The following is a 26,267-nucleotide window of genomic DNA, read 5'->3' as shown; positions in this document are numbered from 1 at the left end:
CCACCAGCCCCACCGAGAGGCAGAGATGAACCCCGTCGGGCCCGCGATCGCCGTCATCGGCATTTCCTGCCGGTTGCCCGCAGCAGCCGACCCGGCGGCCTTCTGGCGCCTGCTCCACGACGGCACGAGCGCGATCACCCGCGTGCCCGCCGACCGGTGGGACGGGCGGGCCGCCTTCGACCAGGGCGGCTTCCTGCCCCGCGTCGACGAGTTCGATGCCGGCTTTTTCGGCATCTCGCCGCGCGAGGCCCGCGCCATGGACCCCCAGCAGCGCCTCATGCTGGAACTGGCCTGGGAAGCCGTCGAAGACGCCCGGATCGTCCCGGACACCCTGCGCGGCGGCCGGACCGGCGTCTTCGTCGCCGCCATCTGGGACGACTACGCGAAACTGCTCGCCCGCCGCGCCGCGCAGGACATCGGCCGGTACGACGTCACCGGCACCCACCGCAGCATCATCGCCAACCGGGTGTCCTACGCGCTCGGCCTGCACGGCCCGAGCCTCGCCGTCGACGCGGGCCAGTCCTCCGGCCTCGTCGCCGTTCACCTGGCCTGCGCCAGCCTGCGTAGCGGCGAGTCGACGACCGCCATCGTGGGCGGCGTCAACCTCATGATCGTCCCGGAGAGCACGATCGGCTCGGAGCGCTTCGGCGCGCTCTCGCCCACCGGCCGCTGCCACACCTTCGACGCCCGCGCCGATGGGTACGTGCGCGGCGAAGGCGGCGCGGCCGTCATGCTCAAGCCCCTCGCGGACGCCGTCCGCGACGGCGACCCCGTCCACTGCGTGATCCGGGGCAGCGCGGTCAACAACGACGGCGCCACCGACGGGCTCACCGTCCCGAGCGCTGACGCCCAGGAGCGCGTGCTGCGCGACGCCTACCGCGACGCCGGCGTGGACCCCGCCACCGTCCAGTACGTGGAGCTGCACGGCACCGGCACCCGGGTCGGCGACCCGATCGAGGCCGCCGCGCTCGCCGCCGCGCTGCGCACCGATCGGCGGGCCGAGCCGCTGCGCGTCGGGTCGGTGAAGACGAACATCGGCCACCTCGAGGCCGCGGCCGGCCTCGCCGGCCTGACCAAGGTCGCGCTGAGCATCCGCAACCGCATGCTCCCGCCGAGCCTGAACTTCACCACCCCCAACCCCGACATCCCGGTCGACGAGCTCGGCCTGCGCGTCCAGACCCGGCTCGAACCGTGGCCGGACACCGACGGGCCACTGGTCGCGGGCGTCAGCTCCTTCGGCATGGGCGGTACGAACTGCCACGTCGTCGTCACCGAGCCGCCCGCCCGGCCCGCCGGCGCCGCGACCGGCGCCGGCGCCGCGCCGACCGCCTGGCTGCTGTCCGCCCGGGACGACGAGGCGCTGCGCCGCCAGGCGGGCAAGCTGCTCGACCCCACGGCCGACGATCCGGACCCGGCAGCCGTCGCGCTGTCACTCGCCACCACCCGGACGGCCTTCGACCGGCGCGCCGTGGTCATCGCCGCCGACGGCTCACCGGCAGCGCTTCGGTCCGGGCTGGCGGCGCTGGCCCGAGGCGGCACCGCGGCGAACGTCGTGCGCGGCGCCGCCGCACCGGGGCGCCTCGGCTTCCTGTTCGGCGGTCAGGGCGGCCAGCGGGCGCGGATGGGCCGGCAGTTGCGCGCGGCCTACCCGGCGTTCGCCGAGCCCTTCGACGCCGTCGTCGCCGAGTTCGACCGGCTCCTGCCCAGACCACTCAGCGACGTGCTGAGCGCGCCGGAGACGTCACCGGACGCCGCGCTGCTCGACCGGACCGGCTTCACCCAGCCCGCGCTGCTGGCCGTCGAGATCGCGCTCTTCCGCCTGTACGAAAGCGTCGGCGTCACCCCCGACGTCCTGCTCGGCCATTCGATCGGCGAACTCGCCGCCGCCCATGTCGCCGGCGTGCTGTCCCTCCCCGACGTCTGCACGCTCGTGGCCGCGCGCGCGTCGCTGATGCAGTCACTGCCCGCCGGCGGCGCGATGGCCGCCATCGAGGCCGCCGAGGATGAGGTCAGGGCCCTCCTGCCCGGCACGGGCCGGCTCGACGTCGCCGCCGTCAACGCCCCGTCCTCGACCGTCGTCGCCGGCGACGAGGACGCCGTCACCGCCTTCGCCGAACTATGGTCCCGGCAGGGCCGACGCGTCAAGCGGCTCCGTGTCAGCCACGCCTTCCACTGCGCGCACATGGACCCGATCCTCGACGACTTCCGCGCCGTCGCCGCCGGGCTCCACTACGCGCCGCCCGCCATCCCGATCATCTCCAACGTCACCGGCGCCTTCGCCTCCGCCGCCGACATCACCACCCCCGACTACTGGGTGCGGCACGCCCGCGCGGCCGTCCGCTTCGCCGACGGTGTCCGGACCATGCACCACGCCGGGGTCGGCACGGTGATCGAACTCAGCCCGGACGGCGCCCTCACGGCGATGGCCCGCGACCAGCTGCCCGGATGCTTCCCCGCCATGCGCGCGCAGACCCCCGAGGTGTACTCGTGGCTGCTCGCCACCGCCTCCGCGCACACCCGCGGCGTCCCGGTCGACTGGCCCGCCGTCCTCGCCGTGCCCGACGGCACCCGGCCCCGGCAACTGCCGACCTACGCCTTCAACCGGCGCCGGTACTGGATCGACGACCCCGACCCGGTGCCCGCCGCAGTCGAGCAGACTGTTGATATCTCGGATATCTCGGACATCGTCGCCGAGGAGATCGCCGGCGTCCTCGGCCACGCCGACACCACCGCCGTCGTGCCCGACCGGACGTTCAAGGAACTCGGCTTCGACTCCCTCGCCTCGGTCGAACTGCGCGACCGGATCCGGCAACGGACCGGCCGGCCCGTGCCGCCCGGCCTGGTGTACGACTACCCGACACCCGCAGCGCTCGCAGCATTCCTGCGCGCCGGCGCCACTGGCGGGACCACCGCCCCCGTCCCGGACCGTAACGCCGACGAGCCGATCGCCATCGTCGCCATGGCCGGCCGCTACCCCGGCGGCGCACGCTCCTCCGCCGACCTGTGGCAACTCGTCGTCGACGAGGTCGACGCCATCACGCCGTTCCCCGACGACCGCGGCTGGCGGGTTGATCCGGCCGCCGGCTACGTCCGCCCGGGCGGCTTCCTCCACGACGCCGGCGACTTCGACGCCGGGTTCTTCGGCATCGGCCCCCGCGAGGCCACCGCCATGGACCCGCAGCAGCGCCTGGTACTCGAGACGTCGTGGGAAGCCCTGGAGGTGGCGGGCATCGATCCGTCCGCGCTCCGCGGCACCCCCACCGGCGTCTTCGTCGGCGCGACATCCCTCGACTACGGCCCGCGGCTGCACGAGGCGACCGGCGGGTACGAGGGCTACGTCCTGACGGGCAGCACTACCAGCGTCACCTCCGGCCGGATCGCGTACACCCTGGGCCTTTCGGGCCCCGCGATCACCGTGGACACCGCCTGCTCGTCGTCCCTGGTCGCGGTCCACCTCGCCGCGCAGTCACTGCGCAACGGCGAATGCCGCATGGCCCTCGCCGGCGGCGTGACGGTCATGGCCACGGCCGGCATGTTCATCGAGTTCGCCCACCAGGGCGGCCTGTCCGCCGACGGCCGGTGCAAGTCGTTCGCCGACCGGGCCGACGGCACCGGCTGGAGCGAAGGCGTCGGCATGCTCGTGCTGGAGCGGTTGTCCGACGCCCGGCGCAACGGTCGCCGGGTCCTGGCGGTCATCGCCGGTTCGGCCGTCAACCAGGACGGCGCCAGCAACGGCCTCACCGCACCGAACGGCCCGGCGCAGGCGCGGGTCATCCGGCAGGCGCTCGCCAACGCACGACTGACACCGGCCGACGTCGACGCGGTCGAGGCGCACGGCACCGGCACCACCCTCGGCGATCCCATCGAGGCGCAGGCGCTGCTGGACACCTACGGCCAGGACCGTGCCGGTGATGAGCCGTTGTGGCTCGGGTCCATCAAGTCGAACATCGGCCACACCCAAGCCGCCGCAGGCGTCGCCGGCGTCATCAAGATGGTCCACGCCCTGAACGCCGGCATCCTGCCCAAGACGCTTCACGCCGACACTCCGACCAGCCACGTCGACTGGTCCGGCGGCCGCATGGCGCTGCTCACCGAGCCGATCGCCTGGCCGGATCACGGGCGGCCGCGGCGGGCGGCGGTGTCGTCGTTCGGGATCAGCGGTACCAACGCCCACCTCATCCTCGAACAGGCACCTGCTGCAGCGGATGCTCCCGCTACCGCCGAGTCCGGTCTGCCGCTGCTGCTGTCCGCCAAGACCGAGGCAGCCCTGGCAGCCTCTGCCGGACAGCTCGTCGAGCATCTCCACGAGGACCTGGCCGCGGTCGCGTACACCCTGGCCACGGGCCGGGCGCTCATGTCGCATCGGGCGGTGGTTCTCCCTGGCCATGATGCTGCGGCGGCGTTGCGGGCGCTGGCCGATGGTGGTGTGCATCCCGGCCTGGTGCGTGGGATGGCGGGCCAGGGCGGGCTGGCGTTCCTGTTTACCGGGCAGGGTTCTCAGTATTCGGGTATGGGTGCTGGTCTCTACGAGCGCTGGCCGGTCTTCGCCTCGACGCTGGACGACGTGTGCGCGGTGTTCGACCCGCTGCTGGAACACCCGCTGCGGGAGGTGATGTTGGGCGCTCACACGGACCTGCTGGGCCAGACCCGCTACACGCAGCCGGCCCTGTTCGCCTATCAGGTCGCGCTCTACCGGCTGCTGCAGGACTTCGGCCTGACCCCCGACTATCTGACCGGGCACTCCATCGGTGAGGTCACCGCCGCGCACATCGCCGGGGTGTTCGGGCTGGCCGACGCGGCGCGGCTGGTGGCGGCTCGGGGTGCGTTGATGCAGCAGCTGCCGCCGGGGGCGATGCTCGCCGTCACCGCCGACACCATTGACGCGTATCTGGAGGGCGTTGAGGTCGCCGCGCACAACAGCCCGACCGCGCATGTCTTGGCCGGTGAACCGGATGCGATTGCCGCCTTGGCCGAACGGCTCGCCGCCGACGGTGTACGGGCCCGCCGGCTGCATGTGGACCGGGCGTTCCACACCAGCCACACCGATGCCATCCTCGACCAGTTCCGCGAGGTCGCCGTCGGCATCGACTACCAGCCGCCGTCCATCCCGGTGGTGGCCACCCTCACCGGCGAACTGACCGATCCTGATTACTGGGTCCGGCATATCCGCCACACGGTGGAATACGCTGCCGCCACCGAACGCCTGCACACACTCGGCGTCACCCGGTTCCTCGAGGTGGGCCCGGACGCGGTGCTGGCGACATTGACCGCAGACGCACTCACCATCCCCACCCAGCACCGCGACCGCGACCAGGCCACCGCATTCATCACCGCCCTGGCCACCGCGCATGTGCACGGCCTGCCGGTGCGGTGGCCGCTGCCTGACCCGGCGCCGACGCCGGTGGTGTTGCCGACGTATCCGTTCCAGCGGCAGCGGTACTGGCTCGACGCCACGACCAGGCTCAGCGAACCCACCGACCTCGGCCTGACGAACGCGGACCATCCGGTGCTCGCCGCAGTGGTCGACCTGCCCGACAGCGACACGGTCCTGTTCACCGGCACGCTGTCGCTCGACGCTCAGCCGTGGATCGCCGACCACACCGTGCAGGACACCGTCCTGCTGCCCGGGACGGCGTTCGTGGAGCTGGCGCTGCATGCCGGGCACCACGTCGGCCACCTCCACCTGCACGAGCTCACGCTGCAGACGCCCTTGACGCTGCACGGTGACGAGATCCGCTCCCTGCACGTCGAGGCCGGCCCACCGGACAGCGACGGACACCGGCCGATCACCATCCGGTCCCGGATCGGCGAGCAGGACTGGACCCGCCACGCCACCGGCACCCTGGCCACCACGCCCGGCACCGAGCCGGTGGACAGCGGCATCACCTGGCCACCGGATGGCGCGCCGGTGCGGGTCGAGGACCTCTACACCGGCCTGGACCGCGGTCCGGTGTTCCAGGGCGTGACCGCCGCGTGGCGGACCGGCGATCGCGTGTATGCCGAGGTCGCATTGCCGGAAGAGGCTGACACCGCCGACTGGGGCATCCATCCCGCATTGCTGGACGCCGCGCTGCACGCGGCGGCGCTGCTCACCGGCGGGCAGGAGCTGCGGCTGCCGTTCACGTGGTCGGGCGTCACGTTGCACGCCACCGGTGCCCGGCACCTCCGCGTCCGGCTCGAGCGCACCGGCCATGGTGCCGTCACCTTCACCGCGACCGACCCGGCGGGCAACCTCGTCGCCACGGCCCGTACGGTGACAACGCGTGTCCTGCCGGCCGACGAGCTCGCGGCCCTCTCGGGCGCCGACGTCCGCGGCTCGCTGTTCTCGATCGGCTGGGTCACCGTGGACCCGGTTCCGGAGCCGGCTGAGCCTACCGAGGTGCTCAGGGTCAGGGGCGGCGGCGACGTTGTGGCCGGCACCCACCGCCTGGTCGAGGAGACTTTGCGGGCGGTGCAGGCGTGGCTGGCCGACGAACGCCACGCCGCTTCCCGGCTCGTCGTGCTCACGCGGCGTGCGGTGGCCGTGGTGCCCGGCGAGGATGTCACCGATCTGGCCGGGGCGGCGGTGTGGGGTTTGCTGCGTTCGGCGCAGTCAGAGCATCCGGGCCGGTTCATGCTGCTCGACGCCGACACCGACGATGTTGCCACGGCGGTCGGCAGCGATGAGCCGCAGCTGGCGATGCGGGACGGTCGACTCCTGGCCCCCCGTCTCGCCCGAACCACCACTGCCCAGGTTCTTCCGCTGGACCTCGACGCCGACGGCACGGTGCTGATCACCGGCGGGACCGGCACCCTCGGTGCCCTCCTCGCCGAACACCTCACGACCACCGGCCGCGCCAAACACCTGCTCCTGGTCAGCCGCCGCGGCCCCGACGCCCCCGGCACCGACGACCTCGTCGCCCGTCTGCGACAGCTGGGCGCGGCGGTAACGGTGGTCGCCTGCGACACCGCCGATGCGACCGCTGTCAACGACCTCATCGCCGGCATCCCCGCCGACCGTCCGCTGACCGCGGTGTTCCACACCGCAGGCGTCCTCGCCGACGCCACCCTCGAAGGCCTCACGGCCGACCAGGTCCACACCGTCCTGCGCCCGAAGGTCGACGCGGCCTGGAACCTCCACCGGGCCACCGCACACCTGGATCTGGCCGCGTTCGTCCTCTACTCCTCCGTCACGGGCGTGCTCGGCAGCCCGGGGCAGGGCAACTACGCCGCCGCGAACACCTTCCTCGACGCCCTCGCCCAGCACCGCCACGCCCACGGCCTGCCCGCCACCGCGCTGGCATGGGGGTACTGGGCGCATACCAGCGGCATGACCGCCACCCTGAACCAGACCGACTGGGCCCGCATCGCCCGCAGCGGTCTGGTGCCGCTGCCGCCCGGCCACGCCCTGCAGCTGCTGGACGCCGTGCTGCGTACCGCCCACCCGACCACGGTGGTCACAGCAGTGAACCGCGCCGCCCTGCGCGCCCGCGCCGGCGAACCCGCCCTACCGGCACCGCTGCGCGGACTCGCCGGTCCGCCGCGGCGACGGGCCGCCACCGGCCAGAACACCACCACCACCGCGGCGGTCGACCGCCTCGCGCACCTCAGCCGGGACGAGCGCGTGCAGCTGCTGTTCGACGTGGTGCTCACCGAAACGGCGGTCGTGCTCGGCCGGACCGCGACGTCCGAAATTGATCACCACCTGGCGTTCAAGGAGCTGGGCATCGGCTCGCTGGGCTCCGTCGAGCTGCGGAACCGGCTGAACGCGCGGCTCGGCCTCCGCCTGCCGACGACGGTCATCTACGACTACCCGGCACCCGACGCGCTGGTGTCCCGCATCGACGCGGAGGTGTCCGGCCGCGATCCGGCGCGTCGTACCACCGCCCCCGCCACCGCGGGGACCGGCGAGCCGATCGCGATCGTGGGCATGTCCTGCCGCTACCCAGGCGCCGGCAGCCCGGAAGCGTTGTGGCGACTGGTGGAGTCCGGCACGGACGCGATCACCACGATGCCCACTGATCGGGGCTGGAACCTCTCCGCCCTCCACGATCCCGACTCGCGCCGCCCCGGCACCTCCTACACCCGGTACGGCGGCTTCCTGCACGACGCGGCCGAGTTCGACGCCGACTTCTTCGGCATCAGCCCGCGCGAAGCCCTCGCCATGGACCCGCAGCAGCGGCTGCTGCTCGAAGCGGGCTGGCGTGCGCTGGAAGACGCGGGCATCGACCCCACCACGCTCAAGACCAGCCCGACGGGCGTGTTCACGGGCGTCGCCGGCCAGGAGTACACCCACCGAGTGAGCCACGAACCGCACGAAGTCGCCGGGCACCTCATCACGGGTGGTGCCCTGAGCGTCGCCTCGGGCCGTGTGGCGTACGTGCTGGGCCTCGAGGGCCCCGCCATCACCGTCGACACCGCCTGCTCATCCTCGCTGGTCGCCACCCATCTGGCGATCCAGTCGCTGCGCACCGGGGAATGCTCGCTGGCATTGGCCGGCGGTGCGACGGTCATGTCGACCCCCACCATCTTCATCGAGTTCTCCACCCAGGGCGGCCTGTCCGCCGATGGCCGCTGCAAGCCCTTCGCCGACCAGGCCGACGGCACCGGCTGGAGCGAGGGTGTGGGCATGCTGGTGCTGGAGCGGTTGTCCGACGCCGAGCGCAACGGCCATCGGGTCCTGGCGGTCATCGCGGGTTCGGCGGTCAACCAGGACGGTGCCAGCAACGGCCTCACCGCACCGAACGGCCCGTCGCAGGAGCGGGTGATCCGGCAGGCGCTCGCCAACGCACGGCTGACACCCGCGGACGTGGACGCGGTCGAGGCGCACGGCACCGGCACGACCCTCGGCGATCCGATCGAGGCGCAGGCGCTGCTGTCCACCTACGGCCAAGACCGCACCAATGGTCAACCGTTGTGGCTGGGGTCGATCAAGTCGAACATCGGCCACGCCCAGGCGGCGGCCGGTGTCGCCGGTGTGATCAAAATGGTCCAGGCGTTGAACTCCGGCGTGTTGCCCCAGACGCTGCACGTGGACGCCCCGTCGTCGCATGTGGACTGGGACTCCGGGCAGGTGTCTCTGCTGACCGAGCCCGTTGCTTGGCCCGACCACGGACGGCCCCGGCGAGCGGCGGTGTCCTCGTTCGGCATCAGCGGCACCAACGCGCATCTCATCCTCGAACAAGCACCCCGAACGACACCCGCTGCCAGCGACACAACCGACCTGCCCCTACTCCTCTCCGCCAAGACCGAAGCAGCCTTGGCAGCCTCCGCCGGACAACTCACCGGGCACCTCCACGAAAACCTCGCCGCCGTCGCCCACACCCTCGCCACCGGCCGTGCGCTCATGCCACACCGAGCCGTCATCCTCCCCGGCCACGACCCCGACCAGGCATTGCGGGCGCTCGCCACCGGCAGCACCCATCCGGGCCTGGTTCGAGGCATCGCCAGCGCCGGGCACAAAACCGTATTCGTCTTCCCCGGCCAAGGCGGCCAGTGGGCCGGGATGGGCCGTGCCCTCGCCGCCACCCACCCCGTCTTCGCACAACATCTCGACGCCTGCGCTGAAGCGTTCCGGCCCTGGGTCGACTGGGATTTGCACGAGCTCCTCCACCGTGAGGACACCGACTGGCTCACCGAGGTCGATCTGGTCCAGCCCGCGCTCTTCGCGGTGATGACCGGGCTGGCCGCCCTCTGGCGACACCACGGCATCACACCTGACGCGGTCATCGGCCACTCCCAAGGGGAAATCGCCGCCGCCCACACCGCCGGCGCCCTCACCCTCCACGACGCCGCCCACATCATCACCCGCCGCTCCCAAACCCTGCGCACCCTCATCGGCCACGGCGACATGGCCGCCATCGAACTCCCCCCAAACCAGCTCCACCACCACCCCGACGTGCACATCGCCGCCTACAACGGACCCACCAGCACCGTCATCGCCGGCGACCCGCACGCGGTCGCCCAGGTCGTCGAACACTGCCGCGACAACGGGATCCGCGCCCGTGTGCTGCCGGTGCACTACGCCTCCCACACCCCCCACATCGACACCATCAAAGACCAGGTCCTCACCGATCTGGCCGGCATCACACCCCAGCCGGCCACGGTCGCGATCTACTCCACGCTGACCGGTGACCGGATCGATCCACTCGAACTCACCGCCGGCTACTGGTACGACAACCTCCGACAACCCGTGCAATTCCAGCAAGCCGCCGAGGCCCTGCTCCGCGACGGGCACCACACCTACATCGAGACCAGCCCACATCCCACGCTGATCCCCAGCTTGGAACAGGTCTTCGACACCGCCAGCTCCATACCCGTCGCCATCGCCACCCAACACCGCGACCAACACACCACATTCACCACCGCCCTGGCCGCAGCACACGTCCACGGACTCCCCGTCCAATGGCCGCTGCTCGACCCGGCCCCGCAGCCAGTGTCACTGCCGACATACCCGTTCCAACGCCGGCACTACTGGCTCAACGACGCGCACACCGTCAGCGAACCCGCCGACCTCGGCCAGACCTCCGGCGAACACCCACTCCTGGCCGCCGCGATCGACTCGCCCGACAGCGGCATCGCGCTGTTCACCGGCCGGCTGTCCCTCGACACCCAGCCGTGGATCGCCGACCACGCCGTCCAGGGCACGGTGCTCCTGCCCGGCACCGCCTTCGTCGAACTGGCGCTGCACGCCGGACATCACACCGGCCACCCGCACCTGCACGAGCTGACGCTCGAAGCTCCGCTGGTGTTGAGCGGTGGCGAGTGGTGTTCGGTGCATGTCGAGGTCGGCGCCGCCGGTGACGACGGGCTTCGGCCGGTGGTGGTCCGGTCCCGGGCGGGTGAGCGGGACTGGACGCGTCACGCCACCGGCAGCCTGGCCGTGGCGCCGGCTGCCGTGCCGCCGGGGGAGTGGCTTCCCACGGGTGCCTCGCCGGTGGCGGTCGACGGCCTGTACGGCGAGCTTGCCGCCTCGGGACTGGACTACGGTCCGGCGTTCCGGGGCGTGACCGGCGCGTGGCGGGCAGGCGGGCGAATCCATGCCGAGGTCGCGTTGCCGGAGGAACTCGGCACCGCGGGCTGGGGCATCCACCCGGCCTTGCTCGATGCGGCGTTCCACGCGGCGGCGTTGCTTCCGGGGGCGGGCGACGAGCCCGGGGTACGGCTGCCATTCACGTGGTCGGGCATCACTCTGCACGCCACCGGCGCCCGGCAGTTGCGTGTTGTGGTGGAGTACACGGGCCCGGACACGATCAGGGTCAGCGGTACCGATCCGAGCGGCGGACCGGTCATCAGCGTCGAAGGGTTGACGACGCGGGCGCTGCCGCCGGGGCATCTGGAGCGTCTGGCCGGCTCGGCCGGGCATGACTCGCTGTTCCAGCTGCACTGGACCACTGTTCCCGCGCCCGTGTCCACGTCCTCGCCGAGCCCGATGGAGGTGCTCCGGGTCAGGGGCGGCGGCGAGGTCGTGTCCGGCACCCACCGGCTGGTCGAGGAGACCCTGCGGAAGGTGCAGGACTGGCTGTCCGACGACCGCCACGCCGATTCCCGGCTGGTCATCCACACCCGCGGCGCGGTCGCCGTGGCCCCCGGTGAGGACGTCACCGACCTGGCCGCCACCGCCGTATGGGGCCTGATCCGCTCCGCCCAATCGGAGCACCCGGGCCGGTTCGTGCTGGTCGACGCCGACACCGACGACGTTGCCGCGGCGGTCGGCAGCGGCGAGCCGCAGCTGGCGGTGCGGGACGGCCAACTGCTGGCACCCCGTCTCGCCCGGACCACCACCGGCCAGACACCCCCGCTGGACCTCGATGCCGACGGTACGGTGCTGATCACCGGCGGTACCGGCACCCTCGGCGCCCTGCTGGCCGAGCACCTGGCAACCAGCGGCCGCGCGAAGCACCTGCTCCTGGTCAGCCGGCGGGGTTCCGACGCCCCCGGCGCGGACGACCTGGCCACCCGCCTGCGGCAACTCGGCGCGACGGCGACCGTGGCGGCCTGCGACACCGCCGACCCGGACGCCGTCACCGCTCTCATCGCCGGCATCCCCGCCGACCGCCCGCTCACCGCGGTCTTCCACACCGCCGGCGCGCTCGACGACGCGACCCTGGAAGGGCTGACGCCGCAGCGGCTGCACACCGTACTGCGGCCAAAAGTCGACGCGGCGTGGCACCTCCATCAGGCCACCGCGCACCTGGATCTGGCCGCATTCGTCCTCTACTCTTCCGCTGCCGGTGTGCTCGGCAACCCGGGCCAGGGAAACTACGCGGCGGCGAACACCTTCCTGGACGCCATCGCCCAGCACCGTCACGCCCACGGGCTGCCCGCCACGGCGGTGGCGTGGGGCTACTGGGAAAGCGCCAGCGGCATGACCGCCCACCTCGCCGACGCCGACCGCGCCCGCCTCGTCCGAAGTGGCCTGGTGCCGCTTTCCACCGAACGGGCACTGCCGCTCCTGGACGCCGCGCTGGCCAGCGGCAGCCCGGCCCTGATCGCCACCGCCTTCGACCGGAGCGTCCTGCGCGCCCGTACGGGTGATCCGGCCTTCCCGGCGGTCCTGCGCGACCTCGTACCGACCGCGACCCGCCGCACCGCGAGCACCGCAGGAGCCGCCGAAAGGCACCCGGGCCGGTTCACCGCCGCTGAGCTGCGCCGGCTCGTCGCCACGCACGCGGCCGGCGTGCTGGGGCATCAGGACGTGAGCGGCATCGATCCCGGCCGTGCCCTGCGGGAACTGGGGTTCGACTCGCTGACCGCGGTCGAGTTGCGCAACCGGCTGAATGCCGCCACAGGTCTACGGTTGTCGGCCACGGTGGTGTTCGATCATCCCAGCGTCAACGCCCTGAGCGACCATCTGGCGCAGCAGCTGGTACCCGCCGCGGCCGGGCCTCGTAGGGCGGCGCCGGTCGTGGCCGCGATGGACGAGCCGATCGCGATCGTCGGGATGGCCTGCCGCTACCCGGGTGCCGACTCGCCGGACGAGCTGTGGCAGCTGGTGCGGTCCGGCACGGACGCGATCACCGGTATGCCCACGGATCGGGGCTGGAACCTGGCGGCCCTCTACGATCCCGATCCTGACCACCCGGGCACGTCCTACACCCGGCATGGTGGGTTCCTGCACGCCGCCGCCGAGTTCGACGCGGACTTCTTCGGCATCAGCCCCCGCGAAGCGGCCGCCACGGATCCTCAGCAACGACTGCTGCTGGAGACCGCCTGGCAGGCCTTGGAAGCTGCCGGGATCGACCCCACGAGCCTCAAGGCTAGCGCGACGGGGGTGTTCACGGGGGTGATGTACGACGACTACGCCACCCGCCTCCATCGCGTCCCCGCCGGCTACGAGGGGTACCTGACGAACGGCAGCGCCGGCAGCGTGGCGTCGGGGCGGTTGGCCTACACGCTGGGTCTGGAGGGCCCGGCGATCTCGGTGGATACGGCGTGTTCGTCGTCGTTGGTCGCGACGCACCTGGCGATGCAGTCGCTGCGCAACGGTGAATGCACCCTCGCTCTCGCCGGTGGCGTGACCGTGCTGGCGACACCGGGCGTCTTCGTTGAGTTCTCTCGCCAGCGGGGGTTGTCCGCCGACGGGCGGTGCAAGTCGTTCGCTGATCAGGCCGACGGGACGGGCTGGAGCGAGGGCGTCGGCATGCTGGTGCTGGAGCGGTTGTCCGACGCCGAGCGGAATGGACATCGGATCCTGGCGGTCATCGCGGGTTCGGCGGTGAACCAGGACGGTGCCAGCAACGGACTCACCGCGCCCAACGGGCCGTCGCAGGAGCGGGTGATTCGGCAGGCGCTCGCGAGTGCGCGGCTGACGCCGGCTGACGTTGATGCGGTGGAGGCGCACGGCACCGGTACCACCTTGGGCGACCCGATCGAGGCGCAGGCGTTGCTGGCGACCTACGGTCAAGAGCGCCCCGACGGTCAGCCGTTGTGGCTGGGGTCGATCAAGTCGAACATCGGCCATTCGCAGGCGGCCGCGGGTATCGCTGGCGTGATCAAGATGGTCCAGGCCATGAATGCCGGTGTGTTGCCTCAGACGCTGCATGTGGATTCCCCGTCGTCGCATGTGGACTGGGAGTCGGGGCAGGTGTCCCTGTTGACCGAGCCGGTCGAGTGGCCGGATCATGGGCGGCCGCGGCGGGCGGCGGTGTCGTCGTTCGGTATCAGCGGTACCAACGCTCATCTGATTCTTGAGCAGGCGCCTTCCGTAGCGGATGCTCCTGTCACGATCGAGATCGGTCTACCTTTGCTGCTGTCGGCCAGGACCGAGGCGGCTCTGGCAGCTTCCGCCGGGCAGCTCGTCGAGCACGTTCACGAGAACCTGGCTGGGGTCGCGTACACCCTGGTCACGGGTCGCGCGCTCATGTCGCATCGGGCGGTGATCCTGCCCGGTCACGATGCTGCGGCGGCGTTGCGGGCGTTGGCCGATGGTGGTGTGCATCCGGGTGTGGTTCGTGGGGTGGCGGGTCAGGGTGGGTTGGCGTTTCTGTTCACGGGGCAGGGTTCCCAGCATCCGGGTATGGGTGTCGGCCTCTATGAGCAGTGGCCGGGTTTCGCCTCGGCGCTGGACGAGGTGTGCGCAGCGTTCGACCCGCTGCTGGCACATCCGCTGCGGGAGGTCATGTTCGGCGACCACACCGACTTGCTCAGTCAGACCCGCTATACGCAGCCGGCGCTGTTCGCGTTCCAGGTGTCCTTGTATCGGCTGCTGCGGGACTTCGGTCTGTCTCCGGACTATCTGGCTGGGCACTCCATCGGTGAGGTCACCGCCGCTCATGTCGCCGGGGTGTTTGGGCTGTCCGATGCGGCGCGGTTGGTGGTGGCCCGGGGTGCGTTGCTGCAGCAGCTCCCTGCGGGGGCGATGCTGGCGGTCACCATCGACCGTGATGCTCTGTCTGCCTATCTTCGTGACGGCGTTGAGGTGGCCGCGCACAACAGCCCCACCGCCCATGTCCTGGCCGGCGACCCGGACACGATTGCCGCCTTGGCCGAGGAACTGGACCGCGACGGTGTACGGGCCCGGCGGTTGCATGTGGATCGGGCGTTCCACACCAGCCACACCGACGCGATCCTCGACCAGTTCCGCGAGGTTGCCGCCGGCATCGACTACCAGCCGCCGAGCATCCCGGTCGTGTCCACCCTCACCGGGGACCTGACCGACCCCGAGTATTGGGTCCGGCATATCCGCCACACTGTCGAATACGCCGCGGCAACCGAACGACTGCATGAACTGGGCGTCACCCGGTTCCTCGAGGTCGGCCCGGACGCGGTGCTGGCGACATTGACCGCAGACACCCTCGACGACGTGGTCACGATCCCGACCCAGCGCCGCGATCAGGACCAGGTCGCCGCTTTCACAGCCGCCCTGGCTGCCGCGCACGTGCATGGCTTGCCGGTGCGGTGGCCGCTGCCTGACCCGGCGCCAGCGCCGGTGGTGTTGCCGACGTATCCGTTCCAGCGCCAGCGGTACTGGCTCGACGCCGGGACCATCCTCAGCGAACCCGCCGACCTCGGCCAGGCCCCCGGCGACCACCCACTCCTCGCCGCCGCCATCGACCTGCCCGACACCGACACGATCCTCTTCACCGGCCGTATCTCGCTGGACACCCAGCCATGGATCACCGACCACACCATCCACGGCACCGCCCTGCTGCCCGGCACCGCATTCGTCGAACTGGCCCTGCATACCGGGCACCACGTCGGCCACCCGCACCTGCACGAACTCACACTGCAGACACCGCTGTCCCTGACCGGCGATGAGTCCCGCTCCCTGCACGTCGAGGTCGGCCCACCGGACGACGGACACCGCTCCATCACCATCCGTTCGCGCGGCGGCGAGCAAGACTGGGTTCGCCACGCCATCGGTACCCTGGCCGCCACGCTCGGCACCGAGCCGGCGGGCAGCGGGATGACGTGGCCACCGGAGGCCGTGCCGATCGAGCTGCCGGACTTCTACACCGATCTGGCGGCTTCCGGCCTGCAGTACGGTCCGGTGTTCCAGGGCGTGACCGGTGCCTGGCGCGCGGATGGTTCTGTCTACGCCGAGATCACGCTGCCCGAGCAGGTCGACGTTACCGGTTGGGGCGTGCATCCGGCGCTGTTGGATGCCGCGCTGCACCCTGCCGCGCTGCTTGCGGGCGCCGACGGCGGAGTGCGGTTGCCGTTCGCCTGGTCGGGCATCGCGCTGCACGCTGCGGGTGCGCGGCATCTCCGGGTTCTGGTGGAGAGTACGGGATCGGATACGGTCCGGGTCACGGCTGCGGATCAGACCGGGTCACTCGTGGCGACGATTGATGCACTCACCGTACGGGCGCTGCCGGCTGGGCACCTCAATGCGCCGGCCCGCGATATGCTGTTCCACACCACCTGGACCACCATTCCCACACCGACGTTCGCTCCCGGCCCGATCCTGGGACGGGCCGAACTTGCCAGTGCCGGGGACGCGCCGGAGGCGGTGGTGCTCACCGTCCGGGGTGGTGGTGACGTCGTGGCCGACACTCACCGCCTGGTCGGGGAGACGTTGCGGGCGGTGCAGGCGTGGCTGGCCGACGAGCGGTGCACCGGCTCGCGGTTGGTGGTGCTGACGCGGGGTGCGGTGGCCGCGGTGCCGGGCGAGGATGTCACGGATCTGGCCGGGGCGGCGGTGTGGGGTTTGCTGCGTTCGGCGCAGTCGGAGCACCCGGGCCGGTTCGTACTGGTCGACGCCGACACCGAGGACCACGTCGCGGCGGCGTCGTCCAGCGGTGAGCCACAGCTGGCGGTGCGGGACGGTCGGCTGCTGGTGCCCCGTCTGGCCCGGACCATCACCGATCAGGCACCCCCGTTGGACCTCGATGCCGGCGGCACTGTGCTGATCAGCGGGAGCACCGGTGCACTCGGCGGACTGTTGGCCGAGCACCTCGCTGCCACGGGCCGGACGAAGCACCTGCTGCTCACCAGCCGACGTGGCCCCGACGCTCCCGGCGCGGATGACCTGGTCAATCGCCTGCGGCAACTGGGCGCTGCGGCAACGGTGGTCGCCTGCGACACCACCGACCCGGACGCGGTCAACGAACTCATCGCCGGCATCCCCGCTGGCCGTCCGCTGACGGCGGTGTTCCACACCGCGGGTGTCCTCGCCGACGCGACGCTGCAGGGCTTGACGTCCGAGCAACTGCACACCGTGCTGCGTCCCAAGGTTGACGCGGCCTGGAACCTCCACCACGCCACCAAACACCTCGACCTGGCCGCGTTCGTCCTCTACTCGTCCGTCTCCGGCACCCTCGGCAGTCCCGGACAGGGCAACTACGCGGCGGCGAACATGTTCCTGGACGCCCTGGCCCAGCACCGCCGTGCGCACGGCCTGCCTGCGACCGCGTTGGCCTGGGGGTATTGGGGGCACACCAGCGGTATGACCGCGCACCTCAATGACGCCGACCGTGCTCGGATCGCCCGCAGCGGCCTGGTTCCCCTGGCCACCGACCACGCTCTGCGGCTGTTGGAGACGGCGATCGTCGCCGCGGAGCCGGCGGTTGTGGCCGCGACGTTGGATACCGGCGCGCTGCGGGCCGGCGTGCACGATCCAGCGTTCCCGGTACTTCTGCGCGGGCTGGTCCCGGCGGGTTCGCATCGTCCGGGGCGGGGTGGTCGGATCGATCTAGCGGGCCTGGATGAGGCCGGTCGGTATCGGGTGCTGGCCAAGCTGGTGCAGGACACTGTCGCGGCTGTGCTGGGTCATCAGGATGCTGCTGGGATCGATGTGCAGCGGGTGTTCAAGGACCTCGGGTTCGACTCGTTGACCGCGGTAGAGTTGCGGAACCGGCTCAACACCGCCACAGGGCTGCGGCTGTCAGCGACCGCGGTGTTCGACCACCCCAGCGTCCATGCGCTGAGCGTGCATCTGGCGCAGCAGCTGGTGCCTGCCATTGCCGAGCCTCGCAAGGCGGCGCCGGTTGCAGCGGCGATGGACGAGCCGATCGCAATCGTCGGCATGGCCTGCCGCTATCCCGGCGCCGACAGCCCGGAGGAACTGTGGCAGCTGGTGCAGTCCGGCACCGATGCGATCACCGGCATGCCCACCGACCGCGGCTGGAACCTGGCGGCCCTCTACAACCCCGATCCCGACCACCCCGGCACGTCCTACACCCGGCACGGCGGTTTCCTGCACGCCGCCGCCGAATTCGACGCCGACTTCTTCGGCATCAGCCCCCGCGAAGCCGCCGCCACCGACCCCCAGCAACGACTCCTCCTCGAAACCACCTGGCAGGCCCTGGAAACCGCCGGGATCGACCCCACCAGTCTCAAAACCAGCGCGACCGGGGTGTTCACCGGCGTCATGTACGACGACTACGCCACCCGGCTACATCACATCCCCGCCGGCTATGAGGGCTATCTGGGCAACGGCAGCGCCGGCAGCGTGGCGTCGGGGCGACTGGCCTACACCCTGGGTCTGGAAGGCCCAGCCATCACCATCGACACCGCCTGCTCGTCATCGCTGGTCGCCACCCACCTGGCGATGCAGTCGCTCCGCAACGGCGAATGCACTTTGGCTCTCGCCGGCGGCGTCACCGTCCTGGCCACACCCGGCATCTTCGTCGAATTCTCCCGCCAGCGGGGCCTGTCCGCCGACGGCCGCTGCAAGTCGTTCGCCGATCAGGCCGACGGCACCGGCTGGAGCGAGGGCGTCGGTATGCTCGTCCTGGAACGGTTGTCCGACGCCGAACGCAACGGCCACCGCGTCCTGGCGGTCATCGCCGGCTCGGCGGTCAACCAGGACGGCGCCAGCAACGGACTCACCGCACCGAACGGGCCGTCGCAGGAACGAGTCATCCGGCAGGCGCTCGCCAATGCGCGGCTGACGCCGGCCGACGTGGACGCGGTGGAGGCGCATGGCACTGGCACCACTCTGGGCGATCCGATCGAAGCCCAAGCGCTCCTCGCCACCTACGGTCAAGAACGCGCCGACGGTCAGCCGTTGTGGCTGGGGTCGATCAAGTCGAACATCGGTCATTCGCAGGCGGCGGCCGGTGTCGCGGGCATCATCAAAATGGTCCAGGCCATGAACGCCGGGCTGCTGCCCAAGACGCTGCACGTCGACACACCCTCCAGCCACGTCGACTGGGACTCCGGTCACGTCGCCCTGCTGACCGAACCGACCGCCTGGCCCGACCACGGCCGACCCCGGAGAGCGGCGGTGTCCTCGTTCGGGATCAGCGGCACCAACGCCCACCTCATCCTCGAACAAGCACCCCCGCCAGCTGAACAAACCCAACCGACAACCACCGACCTGCCCCTGCTGCTGTCCGCCAAGACCGAGACAGCCCTGGCCGCCTCCGCCGGACAGCTCGCTGAGCACCTCCACGAAAACCTGGCCGCGGTCGCGCACACCCTCGCCACCGGCCGCGCACTCATGCCGCACCGGGCCGTCATCCTCCCCGGCCACGACCCGGCCACGGCACTGCGCGCCCTAGCAGGCGGCGACCCCCACCCCAGCGTAGTCCGCGGCACCGCAGGGCACGGCACCACCGCATTCCTGTTCACCGGACAAGGCGCCCAACACCCCGGCATGGGAGCCGGCCTCTACGACCACTACCCGGTCGTCGCCACCACCCTCGACGACGTCTGCGCCGCGTTCGACCCACTGCTGGAACACCCGCTGCGGGAGGTCATGTTCGGCGCCCACACCGACCTGCTCGGCCAGACCCGCTACACCCAACCGGCCCTGTTCGCCTACCAGGTCGCCCTCTACCGGCTGCTGCAAGACTTCGGCCTGACCCCCGACCACCTCACCGGCCACTCCATCGGCGAGGTCACCGCCGCCTACATCGCCGGGGTGTTCGGCCTGGCCGACGCGGTACGGTTGGTGGCGGCCCGCGGTGCGCTGATGCAGCAGCTACCGCCCGGGGCGATGCTGTCCGTCACCGCCGATATCGACACCCTCGACAGGTATTTGAAGGGTGTTGAGGTCGCCGCGCACAACAGCCCCACCGCCCACGTCCTGGCCGGCGACCCGGACGTGATCGCCGCCCTGGCCGAACAACTGGACCGCGATGGTGTACGCGCCCGCCGGCTGCACGTCGACCGGGCATTCCACACCAGCCACACCGACGCCATCCTCGACCAGTTCCGTGAGGTCGCCGCCGGCATCGACTACCAGCCTCCGACCATCCCGGTCGCGTCCACCCTGCCCGGGGAGCTGACCGATCCCGACTACTGGGTTCGGCACATCCGCCACGCCGTCGAATACACTGCCGCCACCGAACGACTGCACCAACTGGGTGTCACCCGGTATGTCGAGGTCGGCCCGGACGCGGTGCTGACGACACTCACCGCCGACACCGTCGGCGATGTGGTCACCATTCCCACCCAGCGCCGCGATCAGGACCAGACCGCCGCATTCATCACCGCCCTGGCCACCGCACACGTCCACGGCCTGCCGGTACGGTGGCCGCTGCCCGACCCGGCACCAGCACCGGTGGTCCTGCCGACGTACCCATTCCAGCGGCAGCGGTACTGGCTCGACGCCGCCGCCACGCTCAGCGAACCCGCCGACCTCGGCCTGGCCAGCGCGAACCACCCACTCCTCGCCGCCGCGATCGACCTGCCCGACAACGGATCGGTGCTGTTCACCGGCACGCTGTCGCTGGGCACGCAGCCGTGGATCGCCGACCACGCGGTGCAGGACACCGTGCTGCTGCCCGGCGCGGCGTTCGTCGAGCTCGCGTTGCACGCCGGGCAGCACACCGGCCACCCGCACCTGCACCTGCTCACCATCGAAACGCCGCTGCCCCTCACCGGCAAGGAGTCCCGCGCCCTGCATGTCGAGGTCGGCCCGCCAGACGACGGCCACCGCTCGATCACCATCCGCTCCCGGATCAGCGACCAGGACTGGACCCGTCACGCCACCGGAACCTTGGCCACGACGCCCGGCACCGAGCCGGCAGATGACGGGATGACCTGGCCGCCGGATGGGACGCCGGTGGAGTTGTACGCAGACCTCGCCGCGACGGGCATGCAGTACGGTCCGGTGTTCCAGGGTGTGACGGCCGCATGGCGGGTCGATGACCGGGCGTTCGCCGAGGTGGTGATCCCCGAGGAGGTCGACGTCTCCGGCTGGGGTATCCATCCCGCGTTGCTGGATGCGGCGTTGCATTCGGCGGTGTTGCTGATCGGTGGGCAGGGGGTGCGGCTGCCGTTCGCCTGGTCTGGTATCAGCCTGTTCGCCACTGGTGCCCGGCAGTTGCGGGTCGTGGTTGAACGCACGGGCTCGGACACGGTTCGGGTGACCGCGACTGATCCTGCTGGGGGGCGGGTGGTCGCGATCGACGCGTTGACGGTGCGGGCTTTGCCGGGCGGTCGGCCGGATGTGGTTGGGCGTGGTTCGCTGTTCCAGACCGGCTGGACCACGGTTGCCGCACCCACGCCCGGTCCGAGCGTCGAGACGGTCGTGCTTCCGGTCCGGGGCAGCGGCGACGTCGTGACCGGCACCCACGACGTCGTCGCGGAGACGCTGCGGAAGGTGCAGGCGTGGCTGGCCGACACGGATTCCCGTCTGGTGGTGCTGACCCGGGGTGCGGTCGCCGCGGTGCCGGGTGATGACGTCACCGATCTGGCCGGTGCGGCGGTGTGGGGTTTGTTGCGCTCGGCGCAGTCCGAGCACCCCGGCCGGTTCATGCTGCTCGACACCGACGACTCCGACGACATCGCCGCCGCGGTCGCCAGCGGTGAGCCGCAGGCGGCGTTGCGGAACGGCACCATGTGGGTGCCGCGGCTACGGCCGCTGCACACCGTGCACCGCCTCCAGCTCCCCACCGAACACTGGCGCGTGGACGTCGGCACACCCGGCACCGTGGAGGGACTGACCGTCGTCGACAATCCTCGGCCCGCAGCGTTGGAGCCGGGTCAGGTGCGGGTCGCGATCCGAGCCACTGGCGTCAACTTCCGCGACGTGCTCATGACCCTCGGCATGTACCCCGGCGCGGCCGTGATCGGCGCCGAAGCGGCCGGTGTCGTCACCGAGGTCGGGGCCGACGTCACCAGCGTGGCGGTCGGGGACCGGGTCATGGGCCTGTTCTTCGGTGCTCTCGCCGACCATGCCGTCACCGACGCCCGCCTCCTCACCCAGATCCCGGCCGGCTGGACCTACCCGCAGGCCGCAACCGTCCCGGTCGTGTTCCTCACCGCCTACTACGCCCTGGTCGACCTCGCCCAACTGCAGTCCGGCCAACGGATCCTGATACACGCCGGGGCGGGTGGTGTGGGGATGGCCGCTATCCAGCTGGCCACCCATTTCGGCGCCGACATCTATGCCACCGCCAGCCCCGGCAAATGGCCGACCCTGCACCGGCTCGGCATCCAACCCACCCACATCGCCTCGTCCCGCACCCTCGACTACCGGGACCAGTTCCACGACGTGGACGTGGTGCTCAACGCCCTCACCGGCGAGCACATCGCCGCGTCCCTCAACCTTCTCAGTCCGGGCGGCCACTTCCTGGAGATGGGCAAAACCGACCTCCGCGACCCGGCCGACCATCCTGGTGTGCGTTACCGGCCCTTCGACCTGTTCGACGCCGGACCCGACCGCATCCAGCAGATGCTCACCGACCTCCTCGACTTGTTCGACCGCAACGTTCTACAGCCGCTGCCCTACACCGCCTGGCCTGTCCAGGACACCCCCACCGCCTACCGGCACCTCGCCCAAGGCCACAACATCGGCAAAATCGTCCTCACCCACCCCACCCCCATCAACCCCGACGGGACCGTCCTCATCACGGGCGGCACCGGCACCCTCGGCGCGCTCCTCGCCGAACACCTCGCCGAATCCGGCCGCACACGACACCTGCTCCTCACCAGCCGACGCGGCGCCGACGCCCCCGGCGCGGACGACCTCATCGGCCGCCTCCAACAACACGGCGCGACAGCAACCATCGTCGCCTGCGACACCGCCGACCCAGCCGCTGTCGACAACCTGATCAAGTCGATCCCCGCCGACCGGCCACTCACCGCCGTCTTCCACACCGCAGGCGTCCTCCACGACGCCACACTCGAAAGCCTCACCCCCGACCACATCCACACCGTGCTGCGCCCGAAGGTCGACGCCGCCTGGAACCTCCACCACGCCACCCAACACCTCGACCTCGCCGCATTCGTCCTCTACTCCTCCGTCGCCGGCACCCTCGGCAGCCCCGGACAAGCCAACTACGCCGCCGCGAACACCTTCCTCGACGCCCTCGCCCAACACCGCCGCGCCCGCGGCCTGCCCGCCACGGCGGTGGCGTGGGGGTACTGGGAACACACCAGCGGCATGACCGCACACCTCAGCGACGCCGATCGCCTTCGGATCACCCGCACCGGCCTGACACCCATGCCCACCGGACACGCCCTCCAACTCCTCGACACCGCCCTGCACACCGCACACCCCGCCCTCACCGCCGCCACCCTCAACACCAACACCCTCCACAGTGACGACCCAGCCACCCCCGCCATCCTGCGCGACCTCGCACCGGCCGTCACCCGCCGCGTCGCCGCGACGAACACCGCCAACGCCACCGCGACCCTGACCGGCCAGCTGGCCAGGCTCGGCGCCGAGGAGCAGACCCGGCTCCTGCACCAGTTCGTCGCCGCCCATACCGCGGCCGTCCTGGGGCATGCGTCCGCTGCGCACGTACCGATGGATCTGGGTTTCATGGACATGGGTTTCGATTCGCTCACGGCGGTCGAGCTGCGTAACCGGCTGCACACGGCCACGGGTCTGCGGATGCCGCCGACGCTGGTGTTCGACCACCCGACGCCGATCGTGCTGGCCGAGTTCCTCAAGGGGCAGCTGGCGCCGGTGCGGGTGGATCCGGTCGATGCGGCACTCGCCGACATGGACCGGCTGATCGGCGCGGCGGAGCTCGACGGGGTCCGGCGTCGTGACGTCGCCGCGCGGCTGCGGAGCCTGCTCGACCGGATCGCGGGCGACGGCGTGGAGACGGAGGCCGCCGAGCTGCTCGAGGTGAGCGACGACGAGTTGTTCGACATCATCGACAACGCGCTGTAACAGGGAACCGGCCACGACCCGCATGAGGGTCGTGGCCGGTGTGCTGTACGGCGGCTACACGAGGTGTTCGAGAGTGCGGATGATGTCCGCGGGCGTCGGCTGGGCCGCCACCTCGTCCCGCAGCCGGTCGGCGGCGGCCCTGATGCCCTCGTCGGAGACGGCGGTGGCGACCGCATCCCGCACCGCGTCGAAGTCGCCGACCGCGGCGGCGTCGAGGTGGATACCGGCGCCGCTGCCGGCGATGGCCTGGGCGTTGAAGTGCTGGTCGGCGACCTGCGGGGAGATGACCTGCGGGACGCCGTAGTAGAGGGAGGTGAGCATCGTGCTGCCGCCGCCCTGGTACACGATGGCGGCGCACGTCGGCAGCAGGATGCTCAGCGGCACGTCGTGCACGATCCGCACGTTGTCCGGCACGTCCTCGACGAGGGCGGCGTCGGAGGAGCGGAGGGTCAGCACGACCTCGACGTCGAGCTTGCCCACCGGGCCGAGGAGGTCCGGGATGCGGAAGCTCTTCGCGCCGCCGACGACGCCGGTCGAGGTGCCCCACGTGATGCACACCCGGGGGCGTTCGGCGGGCTTGAGCATCCAGTCCGGCACGGTCCCGGGCCCGTTGTACGGCACGCAGCGCACGGGGAGCACGTCGGCGCCGCCCGGGATCCGGATGCTGGGCGGGCACGGGTCGATGGTGCGCAGCGCGGCCTCGGCGGCCAGTTCGACGCCGTAGCGGGCGTAGAACGCGCGGAAGCCTTCGTCGCCGTCGGGGGAGGGCAGGCCGAGCAGCCGCATCTTCCTGGCGACGTCGAGCCCGAACAGGTGGTGGACGATCGGCACGCCGAGGACGCCGGCGACGAGTGGGGCCGCGTGCACGAGCGGGTCGCTGACGATGAGGTCCGGGCGCCAGGACCGGGTGAAGGCGATGAGGTCCTCGGCGGCGTCCTGCGCGGTGGCGAGGAACCGGGCGTTGCGCAGATGGAACAGTTCGTGCATGCGCTCGGGCGGCAGTTCGGAGAGGCTCGACTGCTGGTTGTGCATGAAGCGGGCGGCGTGCGAGACGAAGTCCTGGCGCCCGCCGGCCCGAACCGCACTCATCCCGGACTGCGTGATGGCCTCGGTGAGTGATGGCTGGGCAGCGACGCGGACCTCGTGCCCAGCGGCGCGGGCCGCCCAGGCGAGCGTCGCCATGCCGTAGTAGTGGGTGGGCCAGTTGAACGGTGTGAACAGTACCCTCATCCGGGTCTCCTGATCGTCGATGTTCCGCCGGGCGGTTCAGGTGCCCGGCTCAGCGGGGCACGGCCTTCGCGACCCGGACCACCTCGTCGACCAGCGCCGCCTGGCGGATGCTGCCGGCGCGCCAGTGCGGGGGTGCCGAGCCGAGCCGCACGGCGGCGGCGAATGCGGTCAGCACGTTGGCGAACTGGTCGTCCGCGGGCAGGGTGATGGTCTGGGCGGCGCCTCCGGTTTCGATGTGGACCACCGGGCGCAGGTGTGGTGGCGGCGTGAACGCCCGGTCGAGCCGGAGCCGGCCGGTGCTGCCCCGGAACTCGTAGCCGCAGATGTACGAGTGCTCCATGCCGAACGTCAGCTGCGCCGCGACGCCGTGCTCGGTGCTCAGCAGGACCGAGCCGCCGGTCACCACACCCGTGCCGGCGTTCTCGCGCAGCACGGCGCCCAGGACGGTGAGCGGTTCGGGCAGGAAGTGTACGGCGGCCCGGATGGGGTAGCCGCCGATGTCCAGCAGTGCGCCTCCGCCGGTACGGGGGTCGTGGCGGATGTCGCCGGGCGGCTTCGGCGGGATGGTGAACGTACAGCAGAACTCCCGGACGTCGCCGATCACGCCTCGGGACAGCAGGTCCCGCACGTGTTCGTGCTGGGCATGGTGGAGGAACATGTAGTTCTCCATCAGCACGAGCCGGCGCTGCTCGGCCAGCCGGAAGAGTTCCGCGGCGTCCGCGGCCGTGGTGGTGAGCGGCTTCTCGGCGAGCACGTGCTTGCCGGCCCGCAGCGCCTTCTCGACCCACTCCCGGTGCAGCAGTGGGGGCAGCGGCACGTACACGGCGTCGACGTCCTCGCGGGTCAGCAGCGCGTCGTAGCCGTGCACGGGACTGCCGCCGAACTCGGCGCAGTATCGCCGGGCCTTGCCGGCGTCGCGGCTGGCGATCGCGGTGACCGCGAGGCCGCCGACGGTCGTGGCGGCGGGCAGTGTGCGGCGCCGGGCGATGTCGGCGCAGCCGAGGACGCCGAGGCGGACGGCACGGTCCGTCGTCATCGC

Annotated in this window: 3 protein-coding genes; 1 reads left to right on the top strand and 2 read right to left on the bottom strand. The window is 71.4% G+C overall.

Features of this window, described 5'->3' with window-relative positions; all coding sequences use genetic code 11:
- The first annotated feature begins 25 nt into the window (after positions 1-25).
- Positions 26-23,998, top strand: coding sequence for an SDR family NAD(P)-dependent oxidoreductase (locus ACQPY0_RS33365; protein WP_432969498.1), 23,973 nt, complete (start codon positions 26-28; stop codon positions 23,996-23,998).
- A gap of 54 nt (positions 23,999-24,052) precedes the next feature.
- Here the strand turns inward: ACQPY0_RS33365 and ACQPY0_RS33360 are convergent, their stop codons facing one another.
- Together ACQPY0_RS33360 and ACQPY0_RS33355 are read right to left on the bottom strand one after the other, a co-directional pair.
- Entirely contained in the window at positions 24,053-25,228 is a 1,176-nt protein-coding gene (locus tag ACQPY0_RS33360; RefSeq protein WP_432969495.1) for a nucleotide disphospho-sugar-binding domain-containing protein, read from the bottom strand.
- Positions 25,229-25,277: 49 nt separating this feature from the next.
- Positions 25,278-26,264, bottom strand: coding sequence for a Gfo/Idh/MocA family protein (locus ACQPY0_RS33355; RefSeq protein WP_432969492.1), 987 nt, complete (start codon positions 26,262-26,264; stop codon positions 25,278-25,280).
- Between the last annotated feature and the right edge of the window lie 3 nt (positions 26,265-26,267).

The sequence above is a fragment of the Dactylosporangium sp. CA-233914 genome (assembly GCF_050942935.1).
Classification (GTDB): Bacteria; Actinomycetota; Actinomycetes; order Mycobacteriales; family Micromonosporaceae; genus Dactylosporangium.
This window is presented reverse-complemented; position numbering and strand designations above follow the sequence as displayed.

Bases quoted from the DNA above. Each gene is read 5' to 3' on its own strand.
- ACQPY0_RS33365 (WP_432969498.1), top strand. From the start codon at position 26: ATGAACCCCGTCGGGCCCGCGATCGCCGTCATCGGCATTTCCTGCCGG.
- ACQPY0_RS33355 (WP_432969492.1), bottom strand. From the start codon at position 26,264: ATGACGACGGACCGTGCCGTCCGCCTCGGCGTCCTCGGCTGCGCCGAC.
- ACQPY0_RS33360 (WP_432969495.1), bottom strand. From the start codon at position 25,228: ATGAGGGTACTGTTCACACCGTTCAACTGGCCCACCCACTACTACGGC.